Here is a 21,106-nt window from a genome sequence, read left to right on the forward strand (position 1 = left end):
TCCCCCAACAAATAATTAAGCACGGTACAAACGCTCATTAATTAATTTTAATACAATATTAAACACTTGTACAATGGATAATCTGGTTGTATCAATTTGCACTGCATCATCCGCAGGCTTCAATGGCGCATGCGCACGAGCAGTATCCCTAACATCACGCTTAGCCAATTCTTCTACAACCTGCGCGAGGCTAACATTAATTCCCTGTTCTTTCAACTGTAAATAACGTCTATTTGCTCTTTCTTCTTCATTAGCATATAAAAATATTTTTAAAACAGCATCAGGAAAGACTACGGTGCCCATATCTCGACCATCAGTAACGAGTCCTGGATATTGAGCAAAATTACGCTGTCGCTCGAGTAATGCATGTCTAACCTCTTGAATCGCAGCAATTTGTGATGCATCTTGTCCGCATTGCTCACTTCGAATTTCGGAACTTATGTTTCTTTCATCTAAAATAGCTTGCGACCCATAATCAGCAGAAGATTCAAAACGTAAATTTAGTGAACGCGCAAGTGTAGTTAATTTATCTACATCATGAAAATCAATTTCATTCTTCCTAGCGGCATAAGCAAGAACACGATAAATAGCACCACTATCAAGCATATTCCATTTAAGATGTTTCGCAAGTAATTGACATAAAGTGCCCTTTCCAGTGCCGCTTGGTCCATCTAGGGTTATAACAGGTACTGCATCATTGTACATTATTAACAGATTCCTCTATTTGTAATTGAAGCTCCTTTGCCGTTTGCACAAACAAAGGAAATGAGGTAGCTACATTGACACAATTTCTAATAGTAACAGGTTCTTTAGCTACAGCCCCAGCAATTGCAAATGACATAGCAATACGATGATCGTCTCTGCTTTCAACAGTACCTCCTTGTAAGGTCCCTCCCTCGATTAGCACGCCATCGTCTAATGCATTTGCATGAATACCTAATTCATTTAGACCCTCAACCATTGCAGCAATCCGATCACTTTCTTTAAAGCGTAGCTCACTTGCACCATGCAGCGTAGTTTGTCCTTGCGCACAAGCAGCGGCGATAAAAATAACAGGGAACTCGTCTATTGCAAGGGGTACCATTTTTGGATCAATATTAATTCCTTTCAATGGTGCATACTGAACGCGTAAATCAGCCACCAATTCTTCTCCAAGTTGTCGCTGATCTAAAAGGGTAATATTAGCCCCCATTTCCAATAAAATATGCAGTATTCCAGTACGGGTTGGATTAATACCTACATTTCGAATGAGAATATCGGAGTCAGGAATAATAGTAGCTGCCACAATAAAGAATGCCGCGGATGAAATATCTCCAGGAATATCTACCTCAGTACCCATGCATTCGCTCTTGGAGTTAACCATTAAAGTATTACCAGAGCGGTGAACAGGATAAGAAAAGTTTTTTAGCATGAGTTCTGTATGGTCACGACTCACCCCTGCTTCTGTGATTCGTGTCTCTCCTTCAGCATAAAGGCCAGCCAATAGAATGCATGATTTAACCTGGGCACTTGCTTCAGGCATTATATAGTGAATTCCTTTCAGTTTTTTGCCACCTTTAATTGTTATAGGAGGTTTTCCATCTACGGTAGTAATATCGGCACCCATTTGTGTTAATGGTGTACTCACCCTCATCATCGGTCTTTTTAATAAGCTCTCATCCCCTGTCAATTGACTATCAAAAGATTGAGCAGCTAATAATCCTGCGAGCAGACGAATGCTGGTTCCAGAATTTCCACAATCAATAACGTGATCTGGTTTTTTCAATCCATGCTTGCCAACTCCATAGATTACGACTTGTTGTTCATCAGGGCCTTCTATTGTAACTCCCATTGCTTGGAAAGCTTTTAGGGTTGCCATGCAATCAACACCATCAAGAAACCCATTGATGATTGTTGTTCCCTTAGCTAAAGAACCAAAAATAATTGAACGATGTGAAATCGATTTATCACCAGGTACAGTGATCTCACCTTTAATTGACCGAACAGGTTTACTAACAAAATTAAGTACTCTCACTAACTATTTTCCTTTGCAAATTCAGACATGAACTCTATAAGCGCATCTACCCCAGCCATAGGCATTGCATTATAAAGACTCGCACGAATACCACCCACGAGTCGGTGTCCCTTCAAAGCATATAAACCTCGTAGCTGAGCTAAATGTAAGAATTCATCCTCTAATGTAGCATTTTGGAGGGAAAAACAGACATTAACTATTGAACGAACTTCAGGATCTACATGAGTAGTATAAAAATCGTTGTTGTCCAAATATTGATATAATTTACCTGCCTTTTGACAATTAAGCCGGTATATTTCTTCAACTCCGCCTTGTGCTTTTATCCAATTAAACATTTTATCCGCTAAATAACAATTAAATACGGGTGAGGTCGCATAAAGCGAATGATGCTCGGCTTGAGTTTTATAATTTAACATGGTTGGCACATAGGGTGTGGGTATTTTTTCTAATAAATCATCCCTAATAATCACTATGGTTAATCCTGCGTTTGCGATATTTTTCTGGGCTCCAGCAAAAATTAAAGCAAAATTTTTGACATCTATAGGTTCGCTAAGCAAAGCAGACGTCATATCAGCGATTAATGGAATTTCTTTAGTTTTTGGAACAAAAGGGAATCGCACCCCATTCACAGTTTCATTTGGAGTATAATAAATATAGGTTGTATTTTCTTTTAAGTCCCAACTTCTTGGATCAGGAATGGTTTTATAACCATTTTGTTCATCACTGGCAATACAATATGCTTTTTTCAAATGTTGTGCTTCAGAAAAAGCCATCTGTGACCAAACCCCAGTGACCAGATAACCTGCCTCATCTTTTGGCCCTAAAAGATTCATTGGAATCATGGCAAACTGAGTACGGGCAGCTCCTCCCAAAAATAAAACATGATAATTTGAAGGGATAAAGAGTAGTTCCCTTAAAGATTGTTCTGCACTGGATAAAAGAGCTGTAAACTCCGGACTACGATGTCCAACTTCAAGAACAGAAACGCCAAGATTTTTCCAATCGAGAAATTCTTCTTGTGCTTCCTTAAGAATAGTCTCAGGAAGCATTGAAGGACCCGCACCAAAATTATAGACTCGAGTTGTCATCGCCATTTTCTTCAATTTCAGTTATGTCATCAGACTCATTAGAATCCTCAGTATCCTCGCCCAAATCTTCAATTTTTTGCATGCCCACTACTTTTTCCCCTGGGCTAACATTAATTAGGCGAACACCCTGCGTATTCCTACCAATTACGGATAACTCATCAACTTTAAACCGTACCAGGGTACCCTTATCGGTAATCAACATGGCTTCATCTGCATCTGTAACTTGCACGGAACGGACCACTTTACCATTACGCTCACTAACCTGAATGGAAATGACACCTTGTCCACCTCGTCCAGAAACCCGATATTCCTCAATGGAGGTACGTTTTCCATATCCATTTTCGGTTGCAGTCAATATGGTTCCATCTGAATGAGCCACAACTAGAGATATTACTGCTTGCTTCTCTTCGATGCGGATACCTCGTACTCCACGGGCAGTACGGCCCATGGGTCGTACTTTACTTTCATCAAATCGTACCACTTTACCTGCATCGGTAAATAGCATGATATCTTTACTACCATCTGTAATATCAACCCCAACTAAACTGTCGTCTTCATCGAGATCCACAGCGATAATTCCATTAGATCTGGGTCTACTAAATGCATTTAACGGAACTTTTTTAACCGTTCCTTTTTTAGTAGCCATAAAGACATAATAACCTTCTTGGTACTCTCTGACAGGTAGCATGGCATTGATTTCTTCGCCTTCAGCAAGTGGTAATATGTTAATAATGGGACGACCCCTAGAGATACGACTGGCTAAAGGAAGTTGATATGCTTTTAGCCAATAAAGTTTTCCGAGGTTAGAGAAGCAAAGCAATGTGTCATGCGTACTTGCAATCACTAAACGAGAAACAAAATCCTCATCTTTAACGTTGGTCGCAGATTTACCCTTCCCCCCCCTACGTTGAGCTTGATATGCAGTTAGAGGTTGGTATTTTACATAGCCTTGATGCGATAGAGTGACTACTACATTTTCTTCAGTAATTAAATCTTCAATTGTCAAATCTTCTTGGGAGGCAGTGATTTCAGTACGGCGTTCGTCACCAAACTGAGTTTTTATATCTATTAACTCATCACGTATTACTTGCATGAGTCGCTCTGGAGAAGCCAATATTTCCAACAGCTCGCGAATTAACTGCAATAATTCCTCAAACTCACCTAAAATTTTATCTTGCTCTAATGCAGTTAAGCGATGAAGTCTTAATTCAAGAATAGCTTGGGCTTGAGCCTCTGATAATTTATATCCATGAGCTCCTAATCCAAATTCAGCAGCCAAATCATCAGGCCGTGATGCATCAGATCCAGCCCTCTCCAGCATTGACTTAACCATACCGGGTTGCCATAGCTTGGCAAGCAATCCTTCTTTAGCATCTTGAGGGGTTGGTGATTTTTTAATCAAATCAATCATTTCATCAATATTTGCTAAAGCAATTCCCAAGCCTTCTAATAAATGGGCGCGAGCACGTGCTTTCTTTAGATCAAATAAGGTTCTTCTAGTTACAACTTCTCTTCGGTGTTTAATGAAATACTCAAGAATTTGTCTCAAATTCAAAGTGCGTGGTTGACCATCAACTAAGGCAACCATATTAATTCCAAACACATTTTGCATTTGGGTATGAGCGTACAAATTATTTAAGATAACATCAGCAACCTCATTACGCTTTAACTCGATAACGACTCGCATACCTTGTTTATCGGACTCATCTCTAAGTCCAGAAATTCCTTCAATTTTTTTATCTCGCACCAACTCAGCAATACGCTCTACTAAACGGGCTTTATTAACTTGGTAAGGAAGCTCGGTAATAATAATGGCTTGGCGTCCTGAATCTTCATCGGTTTCAATTTCTGTGCGTGCCCTAATAATTGCGCGCCCTTTTCCTGTGCGATAGCCTTGTATAATTCCAGCCCGACCATTGATAATTGCAGCTGTTGGAAAATCTGGCCCAGGAATAATTTCCATAATGTCATCTAAACTTAGTTCCGGGTCATCAACCAGAGCAATGCATGCATTAATTACTTCAGTAAGATTATGGGGTGGAATATTCGTCGCCATACCTACAGCAATACCGGAAGAACCATTAACCAATAAGTTAGGTATACGTGAAGGCAAAACTACAGGGGCAAACTCTGTCTCATCATAGTTAGGACTAAAATCTACAGTTTCTTTCTCGAGGTCCGCTAATAAAGCATGGGCTACCTTAGACATTCTTACTTCGGTATACCGCATTGCCGCAGGTGCATCGCCATCTACAGAACCGAAGTTACCCTGACCATCAACCAAAAGATAACGCATCGAAAAAGGTTGTGCCATACGAACAATGGTGTCATAAACTGCGGTATCGCCATGTGGATGGTATTTACCGATTACATCCCCTACAACACGTGCAGATTTTTTATAGGGTTTATTCCAGTCATTGCCTAATTCACTCATTGCGAAAAGTACGCGTCGATGAACTGGCTTCAAGCCATCGCGAACATCAGGCAAAGCCCGCCCCACAATAACGCTCATCGCATAATCTAGATAGGATTGTTTTAATTCATCTTCGATATTAACTGGCAAGACTTCTTTAGCTAGATAAACCATAGTTTGGACGTATCCTTGACGATAAATTTTAATGATAAAGGATACCATACAGACGAATTTAATTAAATCATCTACACTAAAATGTACCTCAAGTACCGCATAACATGCAGTATCCTCCTAGGACAAGGGATAAAATGTACGGTAAATTTTAGATTCTCATCTCAACATAGATAAATTTGTTACTTTTTTACTGTTATTCTTTGAAATTCTAACCCATAATAAAATTGACTGTAAGTGCTCATTTTGTATATAGTGCCACGCACAAACAAACGAATCCTTTTCTCAGGAGAAGCAATGACAAAAAAAACAGCGAAACTTAGCCTTGAAGGGCAAGAGCCACTCGAATTACCAGTATATACACCTACGTTAGGAAATGATGTGATTGATATCACACAACTAGGTGCGCGTGGCGTTTTCACCTTTGATCAAGGTTTTTTATCGACTGCCTCCTGTGAATCTAAAATCACCTATATAGATGGTGAGAAAGGGATATTACTCTATCGAGGCTATCCAATCGAACAATTAGCCGAGAAAAAAGATTTTCTGGATGTAAGTTATCTTTTACTCAATGGCGAACTACCTAATGCCGACGAAAAGAAAAAATTTGTTAATTTAATTAATAACCATACCATGGTACATCAACAAATGTATCAATTTTTAAATGGTTTCCGACGTGATGCGCATCCAATGGCAATTATGGTTGGAATGGTTGGGGCTTTATCTGCCTTTTATCATGACACCATGGATTTAAATAATGCGGAAGACCGATTTATTTCTGCAATTCGAATGGTTGCTAAAATGCCGACTTTTGCGGCAATGAGTTATAAATACTCAATAGGATTACCCTATATATACCCTCAAAATAAAATGTCTTATGCTGAAAATTTCTTGCATATGATGTTTAGCGTTCCGACTGAAGAATCAACTCCTGATCCAGTCCTTGTACGCGCCATGGATACAATCTTTATTTTACACGCTGACCATGAGCAAAATGCATCTACCTCCACTGTTCGTCTCGCTGGATCAACAGGAGCGAATCCTTTTGCATGTATTTCTGCGGGAATCGGTGCTTTATGGGGGCCTGCTCACGGTGGTGCGAATGAGGCCTGCCTCAACATGCTTAAAGAAATTGGAAGCGTTGATCGCATTCAACATTACATCAAACGCGCAAAAGATAAGGATGATCCGTTCCGATTAATGGGGTTTGGTCACCGTGTTTATAAGAGCTACGATCCCAGAGCAAAAGTAATGCGCCAAACCTGCTATGATGTATTGGAAGCAGTAGGTGCAAAAGATGCTCCATTATTCAAACTTGCAATGGAACTTGAACGTATTGCTCTTGAAGATGATTATTTTATTGAGAAAAAACTCTATCCCAATGTTGACTTTTATTCAGGCCTGACTTTAAGTGCTATAGGAATTCCAACAAATATGTTTACAGTGGTCTTTGCTCTAGCTCGTACTGTTGGTTGGATGAGTCATTGGATGGAAATGGTTGCCACTAAATCAAGAATTGGTAGACCACGCCAGCTTTATACTGGTGAAAAAACAAGAAATGTTCCTTAGTATAATTAACTGGGTGTGGGTTTTCCAAAGACCATGCACCCAGGATCACTCGAATTCTCCAGCTCTTGTAATGCTAGGTTACACAACCTAATTTAGACTTTATCTTTTTATTTTTTGTAAAGCATGCCGCCAACCACGATATTCTTGCTCTACCTGCTCCAAAGGCCTTTGCGGTTTAAAGGATTGTTCTACATCCCAAATTGCATGCAGTTCATCCAATGAATTAAAAATTCCGCACCCCAAACCCGCTAGTATGGCTGCACCTTTTGCAGTGGTTTCAATATCTTTAGGTTTTTGTACCTCTAATTGACACTGATCAGCTAAAAATTGTAAAAACCACCGATTAACTGCCATTCCACCATCAACTCGCAATAGTGATAAATCCAATTGGCTGTCCTCTCTCATACAAAAACAGACTTCGCGTGTTTGATAACAAACCCCTTCTAATGCTGCGCGGGCAAAATGCGCTCTATGAGTGGATAGACTCAAGCCAACAATGGATGCTCCCGGAGCGGATAACCAATGTGGTGCACCTAAACCTGTAAATGCTGAAACTAAATAAACTCCCTCATTTCCATATAAGGAGCTTGCCAGGGCCTCAGTTTCATCAGAACTTGTTATTAATTTCATTGAATCGCGTAGCCATTTGACTGTGGTACCTGCATGATAAATACTACCCTCTAACCCGTATACTGTTTTTCCTTGAATTTTATAAGCAATTGTTGTTAGAAGTTTATGCTGAGATAATACGGGTTTATTACCTGTATTAAGTAATAGAAAGGCACCCGTACCAAAAGTTGCTTTTACCATACCAATTTTAAAACAGCCTTGGCCAATTAAAGCAGCTTGTTGATCTCCCGCAACTCCCGTAATAGGTAACTCATTGCCAAGCCATTGCTTATCAATAAGCCCAAAACGGCTATCACTGGCGCAAACCTTCGGTAAAACTGACTCGGGTATTTTAAAATAATCCAGTAGCTCTAAATCCCATTGTTCTTTTTTAATGTTAAAAAGCATCGTTCTCGATGCATTAGTCACATCGGTTAAATGCAAATGCTCGGTAGTTAAACGCCAGATTAGAAAGCTATCAATAGTACCAAAAGCTAGATCACCTTTCTTTGCAAGGTCATTTGCTTCTTGATTATTCTCTAGAAGCCACTTTAATTTTGTTGCTGAAAAATAAGGATCGGGAATTAAACCGGTCTTTTCTTGAATCATGGGTGCATCAATCGCCAGAGTATTGCAATATTCGGCTGTTCTGCGGTCTTGCCATACAATCGCAGGAGCAAGACATTTGCCTGACCTTTTATCCCAAATTACAGTAGTTTCCCTTTGATTTGTTAAACCACAACATAGTATTTGATCTGCTGGAACTTTTGTGACTACATCGCGCATTGCAGTTAAGGTTTTTTGCCATATTTCTTCTGGATCATGCTCGACCCAGCCTGCTTGAGGATAATATTGAGTGAGCGGATATTGACTACTGGCAACTAACCCACCACAAATATCATATATCATGGCACGGGTACTACTCGTTCCTTGATCAATTGCAAGTAAATAATTCATTGTTGCAGAGTTCCTTGTCCCAACTATTAGTGTATATTGATAGTGTATACTTTTTTTCTGGAGACCAAAACATGAATTCGGTTTTTGATGTTGCAATTATTGGCGGCGGCATCAACGGCTGTGGTTGTGCTGCAGATGCAGCATTAAGAGGATTATCCGTGGTACTTTTTGAGCAGGATGATCTAGCCTCGAAAACATCTTCCAGTAGCACCAAGCTTATTCATGGTGGATTAAGGTATTTAGAAAACTTTGAATTTGGCATGGTTAAAAAAGCAATTAATGAACGACAAAGACTTTTAGACCTTGCACCCCATTTAGTACATCCCCAACCCCTGGTTCTCCCCTATGAAAAACACATGCGTTCTGCTTGGTTTTTGCGTTTAGGGTTATTTATTTATGACCATTTAAGCGGTAAAAACCGTTTACCTAAATGCAAAATGATTTCTAGGAAGAGTAAAAAGGATTATTTCTCCTCCCTTATCGATAAACTGAACATGGGTTTTCTATTTTATGACGCAGTTACTGATGATGCTCGTTTAACTATTGTTAATGCCCTACAAGCCAAAAATCATGGAGCTAGCATACGAACTCATTCAACAGTAATTCATGCTGAAGTAGTCAATAACTTGTGGAAATTAACAATACAGCCTAAAACAGGTTCAAATTACACCCTCTATGCTAAATCAGTAATTAATGCAGCAGGACCATGGGTAAAATCAGTAGAAGAGCTCACTAATATTCCCGATCGGAAAAAAATTAGTTTAATTAAGGGAAGTCATATTATTGTACCCAAAATTTATGAGGGTAATCACGCCTATGTATTACAACATCAAGATAACCGTATTATCTTTGTCATCCCTTATCATGGGTTTAGTATGATAGGCACAACCGATATCCCATTAACAGAAAATCCTAATGAGGCTAGGATTAGCAATCAAGAAATTCATTATTTAATAGATCTGGTTAATTCATATTTTAAATGCACGATATCTGAAAAAGATATTTTCTATACTTGGAGTGGCGTTCGTGCCTTGCTTGCTCAAGAGAATAAGGAAGCCAGAGCCTTAAGTCGCGACTATTCCTATGAGGTCCACCTTAAACCTGCACCGATCGTTACAATTTATGGCGGTAAAATTACTACTTATCGTCAATTAGCGGAAGAAGTTATAGATCAGCTTAATTCAATCTTTCCACAAATTGGTTCTTCACTTACAGCCTCAACTCCCCTCCCCGGGGCCATTTTGGAGAATATGAATTTTGCGCAATATGTAGATTATGCTCAAAATAAATATAATTGGATGGATCCAAACTTACTTAATCGTTATTTATATACATATGGAAGTCGAATGGAACTATTTCTTGCCTCTTGTAAAAATCAAGAATCCTTAGGAAAGAAATACTGTACATACCTGTATCAAGTCGAGGTTGATTATTTGATATTGGAAGAGTGGGCTCAAAACTGCGATGATATACTCAAACGAAGAACCAAACTCGATTTGATAATTGATGAAAAAGGCAAGAAAGAACTCGCTACTTACTTATCACGAGTTACTTCTTTTCCTGCTGTTGAAGTTCCGCTTTTATTGCACTAACATCAACTGCTACTGCTTGTTCAACCAACTCTTTTAAAGTCGAAGCTGGCATACTGCCAGCATTTGAATAAATGACTATTCCTTCCTTGAATACCATCAGATGAGGAATCGAGCGTATTTCAAAGAAATCAGCCAATTGTTGTTCGACTTCAATATTAACTTTCGCAAATTTTATATTTGGAAACTGCTCAGCCACCTGCTCATAAACCTTAGAAAACTGTTTGCAGGGAGCACACCAGTCAGCCCAAAAATCAATGAACACAATGCTATTTTGGTCAATTAAAGATTGGAATTCTGCACTGGATACATTGAAGCTGGTCATATTGCTTCCTTAATTTCGATCGACTTAACAATTTTTTGAAAAACGTCGTCTACATCACCAGTACCGCAAATACTATGAAACTCTGGAGCACTAGGATCACCACTCTCAGCCCATGATTTATAATAGTGAACTAGAGGTGCAGTTTGACTGCGATATACTTCTAAACGTTTTCTTACTGTCTCTTCTTTATCATCTTCACGTTGAATTAAAGGCTCACCAGTAACATCATCTATCCCCTCTCGTTTAGGAGGATGGTTTTGAGCATGATAGACTCGACCTGAAGGGAGATGGATTCGACGTCCACTAATTCGCTTGATAATCTCTTCATCATCTACAGCAATTTCAATAACGTGATCTAAATAAATTCCAGCTTGTTTCAGGGCATCTGCCTGAACAATTGTTCTAGGAAAACCATCAAAAAGAAACCCGTTAGCACAATCACTTTTTTTTAAACGTTCTTTAACTAATCCAATAATAATCTCATCAGATACTAGACCACCTGTTTCCATAATTTTTTTAGCACTTTGTCCTAAGGGCGTTCCCTGTGCAATAGCTGCACGCAGCATGTCACCAGTGGAGATTTGCGGAATTTGATAACGTTCAATCAAACGCAAAGCCTGGGTTCCTTTTCCTGCACCCGGCCCACCCAAAAGCATTAATCGCATTAAAAACTCCTTAGTGATCTATATCAGTTTTAATAACTGTATATATTATTACTTATTAACCTATACAAATTCAAATGCAGCCATCGATTCAATTATCAATCCAAAGCCGCTACCTTTCTAATTTTAAAACCAAAATCGTGATTTTAATGATCTTTTACACGAATTGAGTTGCATTGCGTAAAGTTGAGAACGTGCTTTCACTTTACGTGCAACAGGAATTAACCACGATTTTCTCAAATAAGTTCTACGTTGATAGCCACCTATACCTTCATGATAGGCCAAATATAGCGCATAAGCATCTGTGCGAGGAATTCTTGCTTTTTTATAAGCCTCATTCGCATACCAACCAATAAAATCAACACCATCAGCAAAATTATCACGGGAAGCAAACCATCCCCCACAATTTTGTTTATAATGACTCCAGGTCCCATGTAATGCTTGGGTGTACCCATATGCTGACGAAGGTCGTTTCCAAGGAATGATACAAAAGAGTTTTTTCCGTGGTGGCCGAGCTCGAGCATTAAATTTGGATTCCTGATGGATAATAGCCATTTGGACGGGAATAGGAACCCGCCATCGACGCTCAACATCCTTAGCACTTCTATACCACTTTGGATGCTGTCTAAATATACTGCATACGTTGTTTATATCTGCAGGGGGATGACTAACACACGCAGTAAGAAAAAAAGTAAACAACAAAAATACGATGCGTAACTTCTTAATTTTTAATAATGCGTCCATGAGCAACCAAACAATAAAAAGATCATTTTAACAAATTTGCTAACTACAATCTACGCCTGCATTATTATCACAGGCAAGAGGGTTTAATTTAAGATGTTCTGTCCTGATTTTATTTCTTAGATCAATATTTTTCGCCAAATATATGTTCTAAGTGAGACGGTTTGCTATTTCGAAGTATTTTGGCGGGATTCCCAGCAATAACATGTGCTGGCTCGACATCGCGAATTACATTACTACTCATGCCGATAAATGCGTGCTCACCAATTTTAATCAGCTCTTTTAAACAAGAATTTGGGCCTATCCAGACTCTATCGCTGATACTGACAAAGCCGCAAACAACAACTTGAGCGCATATTATACAATTTTTGCCGATCTTAACTTCATGAGCGATGTGGCAATGTGCCGCAATTTTAGTTCCTTTGCCAATAATAGTATCCCCAGTAAAGCCCCTGCTGATATTGGTGCACGCTTGTATTTCAACATTATCTTCAATAATTAATTTGCCAATATGGGGCATAGTTATCAGATCCCCATTTTCATCTGCAATGACATATAAACCGTCGGTTCCTAAAGTACAGTGTTCATGAATAATTACATTTTTTCCAATGATGACATGTTCTGGAATACTAACACTAGGATGAATAAAGCTATTCTCCGTTCTATATTTATTAATTCTGGCTTTAGCAAATTCAATTTTTTCTGCTTGAGATTTTAAATGATTCATATCGGTACAAAGTTGTTAATTAAGTATATTTAGAGACGTCTTTATGGAACGCATCTTAACATAACGAAGTGTTATGTTGAAAAGGAATCTATAACCTCAATCAATTAATTTACCCAATAATATGCCAATATATAAGCACTAACATCATTATAAATGCTCTGGGCGCACATCGTGATTGCCGTGATTATTATCATGACAAACTCAAAATATGCTATTGTTTCTAAGAAATAAACTACTATTTCGCTGCTTTGCCCCATGTTAAGATATAGTTCATTCATAATAAGTTAAGCTGAACCAATGACCATTCTTGTATTTGATATAGAAACAATTCCAGATATTGAAGCTGGCCGGAATTTATATGATTTGCATGGACTATCTGATAAAGATACTGCAGATGCAATGTTTGCATTACGTCGCGCTAAGGTAGGTAACGATTTTTTACCTCATTATTTACAAAAAATATGTGCTATTTCTTTAGTTATGAGTCATGGTTCGCAAATAAAAGTCTGGTCTTTAGGTGATGAGTCCTCTGATGAAAAAGACCTAATAACCCGGTTTTTTTCTGGAATCGACAAACATACCCCAACATTAGTCAGCTGGAACGGCAGTGGCTTTGATTTGCCTGTGTTACATTACCGCGCATTGGTACACGGGATCACCGCCCCTACCTATTGGGAAGTCGGTGAAAATCAACAGAACTTTCGTTGGAACAATTACTTAAGTCGTTTTCATTACCGACATCTTGATCTCATGGATGTAATTGCAGGATATCAAAATAAAGCTTTTGCTCCGCTGGATGAAATCTCCAGCATGCTTGGATTCCCTGGGAAAATGGGTATGAGTGGTTCTAAAGTATGGGAACAGTATTTATTAGGACAACTAAAAAGTATTCGTGACTATTGTGAAACAGATGTACTCAATACTTACTGTGTTTTTTTACGATTTGAATTAATGCGCGGTGTGCTTCAAAATGATGAATATAACCATGCACTGGAATTACTCAAAATATATTTAAAATCCGAGCAAGAAAAAACACACCTACAAGAATTTTTGAATAACATGGCATAAAACAGTCGAAAGTAGATGTTTTCGCTTGGCGACAGCGAAAAAAAACTGGGGATATGAGAGATATTATATTCCCAGGTTCTGCTGAGCTGCCCCAAAACTACTTGATTTTCAGAAAGGCCGATGACCGTCAAAAGTGTTTTCCAAACGATCTGCCTCAATAATATTTAATGCATCTTTATATCCTTTGCTTTGCAAATTCTCCACAGTCTTTGCAAAACGCTCTATCCCTAAGTTTCGATATTCATCCATACTTACTGATTTTGCCTCATTTGCTAGTTGGGTCCAAGACCAAAGAGTAATCCACCACTCTACAACAGGTTTATAAGCGGTATACCATGCCCATATTGAATCTGAGGGCTTTTCTTTACCGAAATATGCACTTAAATAAGCTAATTCTTGTTCTTTGCTGAGTTTCGATTCTATAGCAAAATAAGCAAGGTCCCACATAAAATCGTTGTTGCTTGAGTATTCCCAATCAATTTGATAGAACCTTTCTTGCTTGTTTGTTCCCTCAACTGCCCTCATATAGTTTAAAGGCGTCGAATCATTATGACATGGGCACATTTCAATTTTATAAGAAGAAAATAATTTCTTTAAATAAGACATTTGTTCTATTACAAACTCAACTTTCTCAGGAAAAGCAAAATTTTTAAGTTTTAATTGTTGGAGCAATTGCTCATTACGCTCGAACACAGCAGTATCATTGTCAAAGCGTTCTGAGGCATGAAGTTTTTTTGCCATACCAGCTAAGGTTTGTAATATACCATCTCGTTGTAATGTTTCCTTATCTAAATTCTGAACTCCCTCTATGAATTTAGTAAGTTGTAAGCCATCCGGTCCAACGTACTCTATAGGAACATTAAGTCCTAATATTGATGCCTTATGAGCATTTTTTGCTTCATCCTTACGCGATACTGAAAATAACGATACATCTCCCGGAATTCTTAATACCCACCGTTGCGGTTTTTTACGTTCAATAATAACTGGATTGATCCCAGGAATTTTTGCAAGGTATTTAGAGTAATCTTGTTCAGTTTGTACCCTATAAACAATATTTGTCATGCCACCTGACATTAATTTTAATCTTAATACATCAAGTCCCACTTCAGAAAGCATTGGAATGCGATGAATTGTTGGCAATAAACTCATGTATTTTTGAGTTAAATCGACCATTTTTTTCCATTTATGATTTACCAAGGACGCCTTGAACTGCGAAGTTGGATCAAGTAGACTAAGAATGTAAATCATTAAATGTTCATTAATTCTCGGTTTGCCACTATCTTCGCCAAAAAAATGCCATTTCATAAGATTGTTTTGAAAATTGAACATCAAACGAGTATATAAAATTTAGACACAGATTTACAAGACAGCACACTTAAAGAAAAAAATAAACAACAAGGGCTCTTGCTATGACTGACCCCCTTATTCCTATAACAAAAAAACAGGCGCTTATATTTACCTGTTTTTTTGTCATGTATGAGTTTCTAACTTATATAGCAAACGACATGATCATGCCGGGCATGATTCAAGTTGTTCGTTCTTTTGATGCACCGGAATCTGTGGTAGCTACTTCTTTAAGCGTTTATATACTCGGAGGCGCAAGTTTACAGATCTTCTTAGGACCCATATCTGATAGCTATGGACGCAGGCCGATGATGCTTCTTGGTGCATTTCTATTTTTTATTTTTACTTTATTTATAGCGTGCTCCAATTCAATGAATCAATTTTTAATTGCGCGTTTTTTCCAAGGTATGGGATTATGCTTTATTGGTGTAATCGGTTATGCGACGATTCAAGAAATCTTTGAAGAAATGGATGCGATTCGCTTAATTGCAATTATGGCGAATGTTGCAATTCTCGCCCCATTACTTGGTCCTCTTATTGGAGCGCTGGTAATCCATTACACTTCTTGGCGCTACATATTTGTGACCATTGCGCTAAGTGCTCTTGTCGTATTATGGGGATTATGGCGCTATATGCCTGAACCAATAGGTCAAATCAAGAGGAATGGTCAATTAATTCCAAAAACTAAATTCTCAGCAAACAAAGTACTGCAGAACTATAAAGATTTGTTTACTAATAAAGCATTTTGTTTTGGTACTTTAGCGGCAGGTACAGTGGGCATTCACTGTATTGCTTGGATTGCGTTAGCACCCATTATTCTTATTGTTGAGGCAAAACTTACAGTAATTCAATATGGGCTTTGGCAACTTCCCGTATTTGGCGCTACCATTTTAGGCAATTGGTTTTTACATAAACTGACGTATAAATACAGTATTAGACAAATAGTTTTTCTAGGTTGTATTATTCTGATTGTGGGAGCATTTTTAACTTCTTTGCTTCCTTATTTGTTCGGGAATGCTTATTATTATTTGCTTCCTGGAACGATTATTTATTTTTTTTCACTGAGCATAATCAATGCGCCTTTAAACAGATACTGTCTCTTTGTAACCCCTGTAAGCAAGGGTACAGCTTCAGCTCTTGTTAGCCTGTGCGTTATGGTTGTTGGCGCGATAGGAACAGAAGGAGCTAACCTATTCTATAAGCATCATAATAATCTTCATTTTGGACTTTATTGTAATGCAATCGAGCTTATCTTCTTGATATTTATAGCATTAACTTTTCTACCTAAAAATCCGATTGCGGATGGGACTAAATAGTCAGGCATAAGAAACCATGCTTTTAAATATTGATTTCGCAAGCTTGATTGGACTGACTTGAATTTTTATAAAATTCATATTAAATCTATTAAGTTATCCGATACACTATTGCCAACACCCATTCTTAAGGATAAGACATGCTAAAGACAATCCAGATATCCTCTTTATTAATTGCAACCGCATTGTTCTCTACTGTTTCGGCAGAAACATATAGAGTCCCCGCCACAAAAGATACCGTAACTCTTGGTCTTTTTTCACTTGATAAAAAACCTGCCGTTAAAGTTCACTCTGGGGATTCGGTGTCTTTAGAGACTTGGAACAGTTGCTTGCATGAAATGGTCTTTAATAAAACCACACCGGCTGAAATTGCAAAATTTTATACAAAATATGACATTCAAAAAAGACGGGGTATGCATAGCTTAACCGGCCCTGTTTATATTGAAGAAGCAGAGCCAGGAGATGTTCTCGAAATTCGAGTTTTAGATATCAAGTTAAATGATTTTGGATACAATTTTTTAAGTCCCACACAAGGTATTTTATCAGAATTTACGAAACCACGAATTATGTACTTCAAATATAATAAAGAGAGAAATACCACCGAATTCTCCAAAGGTATTTGCTTACGCCTAAAACCCTTTCCGGGAGTTATCGCGGTAGCCCCACCCAAGGATTGGCCTGATGGCTGGCCCGTGAATTTAGAAACGCATATGGGACAACCTGTTCCAGGACAATTCAACTCCGTCCCTCCAGGTCCTTTTGGAGGAAATCTCGATCAACCGAGTCTGCAAACAGGATCCATTCTTTACCTACCCGTTTTTCAAAAAGGTGCTTTAGTTTGGACCGGTGATTCCCATGCGATGCAAAGTAATGGAGAAATTGATGTCACAGCACTCGAGACTTCTTATGAAGGTATCACCCTGCAGTTTATTGTAAGAAAAGATTTAAAAGCCGAAGGAGTATTTGATAAAACCAAACGAAATGGTAGTAACTTATTCACCTGGCCTATTGTTGAAAACGCGGATGAATGGATAATAATGGGTTTACATGAAAATCTATTTGAAGCCATGCAGCTTGCCTCTAAGAATGCAATTGACTTTTTAGTACGTACTCAAGGGTTCTCACCACAGGAAAGTTATCAATTTTTAAGTATGGTGGGTGATTTCAAAATTCCTGAAGCAGTTAATGTTATTAAAAATGTAGCTGTTCATATTCCTAAAGAGGCCTTCATACATAATGGAAAAATGAGCACGCTGAGCTCCGAAGGCAAGTTTCCTCTCTCAAGGCCTAAGAGCGATGAGAATACAACATGTGTGCCCCAAGAAGGCAAAATTGTTGAATAACCTTTAGGGAAAATAAATGAATAAAATTTTAGTTTATTTATGCTTGTACTTTATGGCTTCAACGGCCTTAGCTACTCAAATTGTGCTTGATAATAAAACAAATTACCCTACAAAAAACAATCAAGGTAAAATTGCAGTACAATGGAAAGCATCCGCTGAGGCCATTCAGGAGAGTAATAGAGCCATTGTCAATGGTTTCAAATTAGACTTAAGTTCCATAATTATTCTCTCGCAACAAGGTCAAATCCCGCTCGGTCTACCTAATCAAGCCCATTACTTCAGAGTGCTTGTCTGGTCAACTGATAAAAAAGAGCCTGATTTACTTACGAACTGGGTCGATATTGTCCCCAATAAAACTTATACCCTAAACCAAGACCAACTTGCAGCAGCAATACTGGTATCTGGAGCTGGCTGTTAGCAATATAATCTTTTTAAGCTTGTGGACCATTTAAACTGCAAGCTTAAAAATTTCTTTCAAAAGGAATATGTTCCTACTTTCAATCTGTCTAATTAAGAATTCGATACATTTTTTGTAACCGTTACTGTCTTTAAATGATTAAAAACTGCTTCATCTTTTTTTAATAAGACTCTTTGAGAAAATTAGTTGTAGGTATTTGTTTCACGGTATTAAGGTTGGTTTTAGGCCAGAAAATATTGAATCTAAGTTTAGAAAAGTATATGGTGAATGATGTTATAAATGGATGTATATTAATGCTTTTAAAAGAAAAATTATGAGCAGATTAATTTTTTTTATCTTATTTATTCTTATAAATTGCATTGATATTGTGAATGCAAAAACCTCAGAAACTATTCCCACAGCAACGAAACCCACGGCCGTACCTAATAGCTCCAGTATCAGTTCAAACCCCGCTGCAGTCAATGTGACTACAGGGTCGGGTGCAATTCAACGTTATATAGAGAAAAAACTAGGTATTGAAGATAATCATGGAATTATGGTTCAAGGGGCCTGGATTGGGGACACCAATAAGTTGTTTTCAGGAGGAATACCGGATGCTGATCGTATCACCTCAAACAGCGTATTTTTACTAGATCTTACGGTGGACACGGAACAATTCAATGGATGGAAGGGAGGATTATTTAGCGCTCAGTTTCTGCAACAAAATGCCCAGAATACTAATGCTCAAGCAGGCATTATTCAAGGATATAACTCATTACCTGATGTGTATCCTTTTAATCGATCAGAACTTTATGCTCTTTGGTACAGGCAAGAACTTTTTGATAAAAAAATGTTTGTACGAATTGGAAAAACAATTACCACCCTTGATTTTAATAATGTAATCAAGCCTGCCCCTCTCCGCTCTGATGAACCCAATATTCCTGCAGTAACGAGCCTAATTTATACTCCAATTTTTATTAACCCAGCTGTAGATGGTGTCATGCCTGGCTACACGAACACGGCTTACGGCATTACTACGACTTGGGCTCCGATTGATCAATGGTATCTTTCCTACGGCATATATGATGGCAATCTAGCAAGTGGTAAACAAACCGGTTTAAGTGGACCAACATTCAATGGAAATTATTTTCAAGTAGGTGAAACGGGTGGCGCCTGGACTATAGGTAAAAACCATCGCCCTGGCACAGCAGGAATAGGGGTATGGCATCAGACCGGTTTAATACGTCAACACAACCTCTGCGAAATGGGAGCGACAGGGGCTTATCTATTTGGTTCCCAACGTTTATGGTATCGGCATCCTGGATATGATATCAGTGGTGTTTCTGCGTTTTATCAATTGAGTATTAATAATTCTAGTGTTTTGCCCATGACCCGCTCTATTGGTGCTGGTTTTACCTTATTTGGACTTATTGCAAATCGTGAAGGTGACTCGTTAGGTGCAGGATTTTCTCTTGCTTGGCTCAACCATAGAATCACCAATCGCTCCTCTGAATTAATGTATCAAATTTATTATCAAGCAAAATTAATCCCCAATATCTATATTGAACCGGCACTTTCATACATACCTACTCCAGGTGAAGACAACCATTTACCGCCGGCATTCGCTGGAACGTTACGCGCTATTATACTGGCATAAAAGCTTTTGCTTGTTATTAGGTATCAAACAGTATAATCATTGCATTCACGGATCCAATTAAACACCATAAGATCAATCATTTGACATATATGCCAATAAATGATTAGTATCAAATTTAATACCTAGAGAACTCTTTTTTACTTCCAAACTTCATTGTGCAATCTAAGTATCTAAAGCAAGGACCATTAGGTCATATTTGAAAGGAATAAAAAACATGACTGTTGAACTCATACAAATAGGCAAAAAAGATACAAATAATTACGAGCAAAGCTTACTAGATCTGGGTTACTCAGAGTTAGATACTCCTCTCAAAGAAGATGTGATTGCCATTTGGAAGTTTTTTTGCAATGAAGAACTTATATACAAAGGGTTGGAAGAATTTGTATCAACCTATTTTGCATTTACCCAACACGACAAAAAATCTTTACGCCAATTTTTTGATGAATGGGGCAGTAAAAATCATTTTAATACCCCGGATTCTCGTGACATTAGTACAGAATTCCAAACCAGTCCCCAATTCCAATACCCTCAGCATACACCCGTTTTGTATGGTGAATTGACAGCTGACCTATTTAATAACGTTTTACTAAAAAATGGTTATCTATCTGCTGATGCAGGTGCAGGCCCCAAGCATGGTAAGTGGGCTCACTCCATTCAGTTTTACCTTTTAGAGGAAGCACGAAAGAAAGGTATTTTACAGCTGCATTCACCCACAATTTGCCAATTTGTTAAAAACATATCACAAATTAAAGGTTCTTTTGAAGCAATAAGTTTATGGGACATTCTATTTGACTCTTTTGAGGATCATATTTTTACTCAGCCTAATAACATTACTACGCTCTTAACCAGTTCCTGGTCCGGTTCAGAGGCAGCTAAATTTCTAGCCGCAAAGTTGAAAGCTTTTGACGAGAAGTTTAATCGGGTTGCCCATGAAAAAGGATGCTATGAAGCCTATGCAAAGCTAAAATATTTAAGTCGATTAAATGAAGCAAGTTATATTTTTTATAAAGAAAAATGTGCTTTATTATGGTTTGCACCCAAAGAAAAAAAGGACACATCTCCCTCGAGTTTGTTGGATCCTTTTTGCAACCTTGAATTAGGATCTTGAGAACAAACCAA

General features: G+C 38.1%; 18 protein-coding genes. 8 read left to right on the plus strand and 10 right to left on the minus strand.

Annotation, left to right across the window (positions count from 1 at the left end; genetic code table 11):
* Positions 1–15 precede the first annotated feature (15 nt).
* The 4 genes from cmk to gyrA are packed head-to-tail and all read right to left on the minus strand — an operon-like array spanning position 16 to position 5,689.
* Entirely contained in the window at positions 16–705 is a 690-nt protein-coding gene (gene cmk / locus ACWTE2_RS18565) for a (d)CMP kinase (protein WP_454783830.1), read from the minus strand.
* Positions 695–2,014: a 3-phosphoshikimate 1-carboxyvinyltransferase gene (aroA, locus tag ACWTE2_RS18570; protein ID WP_454783831.1), complete on the minus strand. Its 1,320-nt coding sequence runs from the start codon at positions 2,012–2,014 to the stop codon at positions 695–697. The genes cmk and aroA overlap by 11 nt, the downstream gene beginning before the upstream one ends.
* Positions 2,014–3,102 (minus strand): 3-phosphoserine/phosphohydroxythreonine transaminase, encoded by a 1,089-nt coding sequence (serC, locus tag ACWTE2_RS18575; RefSeq protein ID WP_454783832.1) that lies wholly within the window; start codon positions 3,100–3,102, stop codon positions 2,014–2,016. Before serC ends, aroA begins: the two co-directional genes overlap by 1 nt.
* Positions 3,083–5,689 carry a DNA gyrase subunit A gene (gene gyrA, locus ACWTE2_RS18580; protein WP_454783833.1) on the minus strand — a complete coding sequence of 869 codons (2,607 nt, stop codon included), beginning with the start codon at positions 5,687–5,689 and terminating at the stop codon, positions 3,083–3,085. The genes serC and gyrA overlap by 20 nt, the downstream gene beginning before the upstream one ends.
* A gap of 294 nt (positions 5,690–5,983) precedes the next feature.
* Here gyrA and gltA point away from each other — a divergent pair, with 294 nt between their 5' ends.
* Positions 5,984–7,255: a citrate synthase gene (gene gltA, locus ACWTE2_RS18585; RefSeq protein ID WP_182390778.1), complete on the plus strand. Its 1,272-nt coding sequence runs from the start codon at positions 5,984–5,986 to the stop codon at positions 7,253–7,255.
* A gap of 99 nt (positions 7,256–7,354) precedes the next feature.
* Here gltA and glpK read toward each other — a convergent pair whose 3' ends face one another.
* Positions 7,355–8,821 carry a glycerol kinase GlpK gene (glpK, locus tag ACWTE2_RS18590; RefSeq protein WP_454783834.1) on the minus strand — a complete coding sequence of 489 codons (1,467 nt, stop codon included), beginning with the start codon at positions 8,819–8,821 and terminating at the stop codon, positions 7,355–7,357.
* Positions 8,822–8,892: 71 nt separating this feature from the next.
* Between glpK and glpD the strand changes: the two genes are divergently transcribed.
* Entirely contained in the window at positions 8,893–10,413 is a 1,521-nt protein-coding gene (gene glpD / locus ACWTE2_RS18595) for a glycerol-3-phosphate dehydrogenase (RefSeq protein WP_454783835.1), read from the plus strand.
* On the opposite strand, the gene ACWTE2_RS18600 is transcribed toward glpD, so the two are convergent.
* The 4 genes from ACWTE2_RS18600 to ACWTE2_RS18615 form a co-directional block, all read right to left on the minus strand.
* The gene (locus ACWTE2_RS18600; protein ID WP_454783836.1) at positions 10,370–10,735 is read right to left on the minus strand and encodes a thioredoxin family protein; all 366 of its coding nucleotides are present in this window, start codon (positions 10,733–10,735) and stop codon (positions 10,370–10,372) included. The genes glpD and ACWTE2_RS18600 overlap by 44 nt on opposite strands.
* A complete protein-coding gene (gene adk / locus ACWTE2_RS18605) occupies positions 10,732–11,400 on the minus strand; it encodes an adenylate kinase (RefSeq protein WP_454783837.1) in 669 nt (222 codons plus the stop codon). The genes ACWTE2_RS18600 and adk overlap by 4 nt, the downstream gene beginning before the upstream one ends.
* A gap of 123 nt (positions 11,401–11,523) precedes the next feature.
* Positions 11,524–12,141 carry a transglycosylase SLT domain-containing protein gene (locus ACWTE2_RS18610; protein ID WP_182390784.1) on the minus strand — a complete coding sequence of 206 codons (618 nt, stop codon included), beginning with the start codon at positions 12,139–12,141 and terminating at the stop codon, positions 11,524–11,526.
* Positions 12,142–12,262: 121 nt separating this feature from the next.
* The gene (locus tag ACWTE2_RS18615; protein WP_454783838.1) at positions 12,263–12,865 is read right to left on the minus strand and encodes an LbetaH domain-containing protein; all 603 of its coding nucleotides are present in this window, start codon (positions 12,863–12,865) and stop codon (positions 12,263–12,265) included.
* A gap of 297 nt (positions 12,866–13,162) precedes the next feature.
* On the opposite strand from ACWTE2_RS18615, the gene ACWTE2_RS18620 reads away from it, so the two are divergent.
* On the plus strand, positions 13,163–13,933 hold the full coding sequence (locus ACWTE2_RS18620; protein WP_454783839.1) for a 3'-5' exonuclease: 771 nt from the start codon (positions 13,163–13,165) through the stop codon (positions 13,931–13,933).
* Between the two features lie 108 nt (positions 13,934–14,041).
* On the opposite strand, the gene ACWTE2_RS18625 is transcribed toward ACWTE2_RS18620, so the two are convergent.
* Entirely contained in the window at positions 14,042–15,238 is a 1,197-nt protein-coding gene (locus ACWTE2_RS18625; RefSeq protein WP_454783840.1) for a phosphotransferase, read from the minus strand.
* 104 nt (positions 15,239–15,342) lie between these two features.
* On the opposite strand from ACWTE2_RS18625, the gene ACWTE2_RS18630 reads away from it, so the two are divergent.
* The 5 genes from ACWTE2_RS18630 to ACWTE2_RS18650 all read left to right on the plus strand — a co-directional run bounded on the left by ACWTE2_RS18630 (position 15,343) and on the right by ACWTE2_RS18650 (position 21,095).
* Positions 15,343–16,593: an MFS transporter gene (locus ACWTE2_RS18630; protein ID WP_454783841.1), complete on the plus strand. Its 1,251-nt coding sequence runs from the start codon at positions 15,343–15,345 to the stop codon at positions 16,591–16,593.
* 137 nt (positions 16,594–16,730) lie between these two features.
* Complete coding sequence (locus tag ACWTE2_RS18635) at positions 16,731–17,933, plus strand: acetamidase/formamidase family protein (protein WP_454783842.1); 1,203 nt, start codon at positions 16,731–16,733, stop codon at positions 17,931–17,933.
* A gap of 16 nt (positions 17,934–17,949) precedes the next feature.
* Positions 17,950–18,351, plus strand: a complete 402-nt coding sequence (locus ACWTE2_RS18640) for a hypothetical protein (protein WP_454783843.1) — start codon at positions 17,950–17,952, stop codon at positions 18,349–18,351.
* A 313-nt stretch (positions 18,352–18,664) separates the two neighbouring features.
* Positions 18,665–19,987 (plus strand): carbohydrate porin, encoded by a 1,323-nt coding sequence (locus ACWTE2_RS18645; RefSeq protein ID WP_454783844.1) that lies wholly within the window; start codon positions 18,665–18,667, stop codon positions 19,985–19,987.
* Between the two features lie 214 nt (positions 19,988–20,201).
* A complete protein-coding gene (locus ACWTE2_RS18650) occupies positions 20,202–21,095 on the plus strand; it encodes a LirA/MavJ family T4SS effector (protein ID WP_454783845.1) in 894 nt (297 codons plus the stop codon).
* Positions 21,096–21,106 lie beyond the last annotated feature (11 nt).

Source organism: Legionella nigrisilvae, assembly GCF_977063395.2.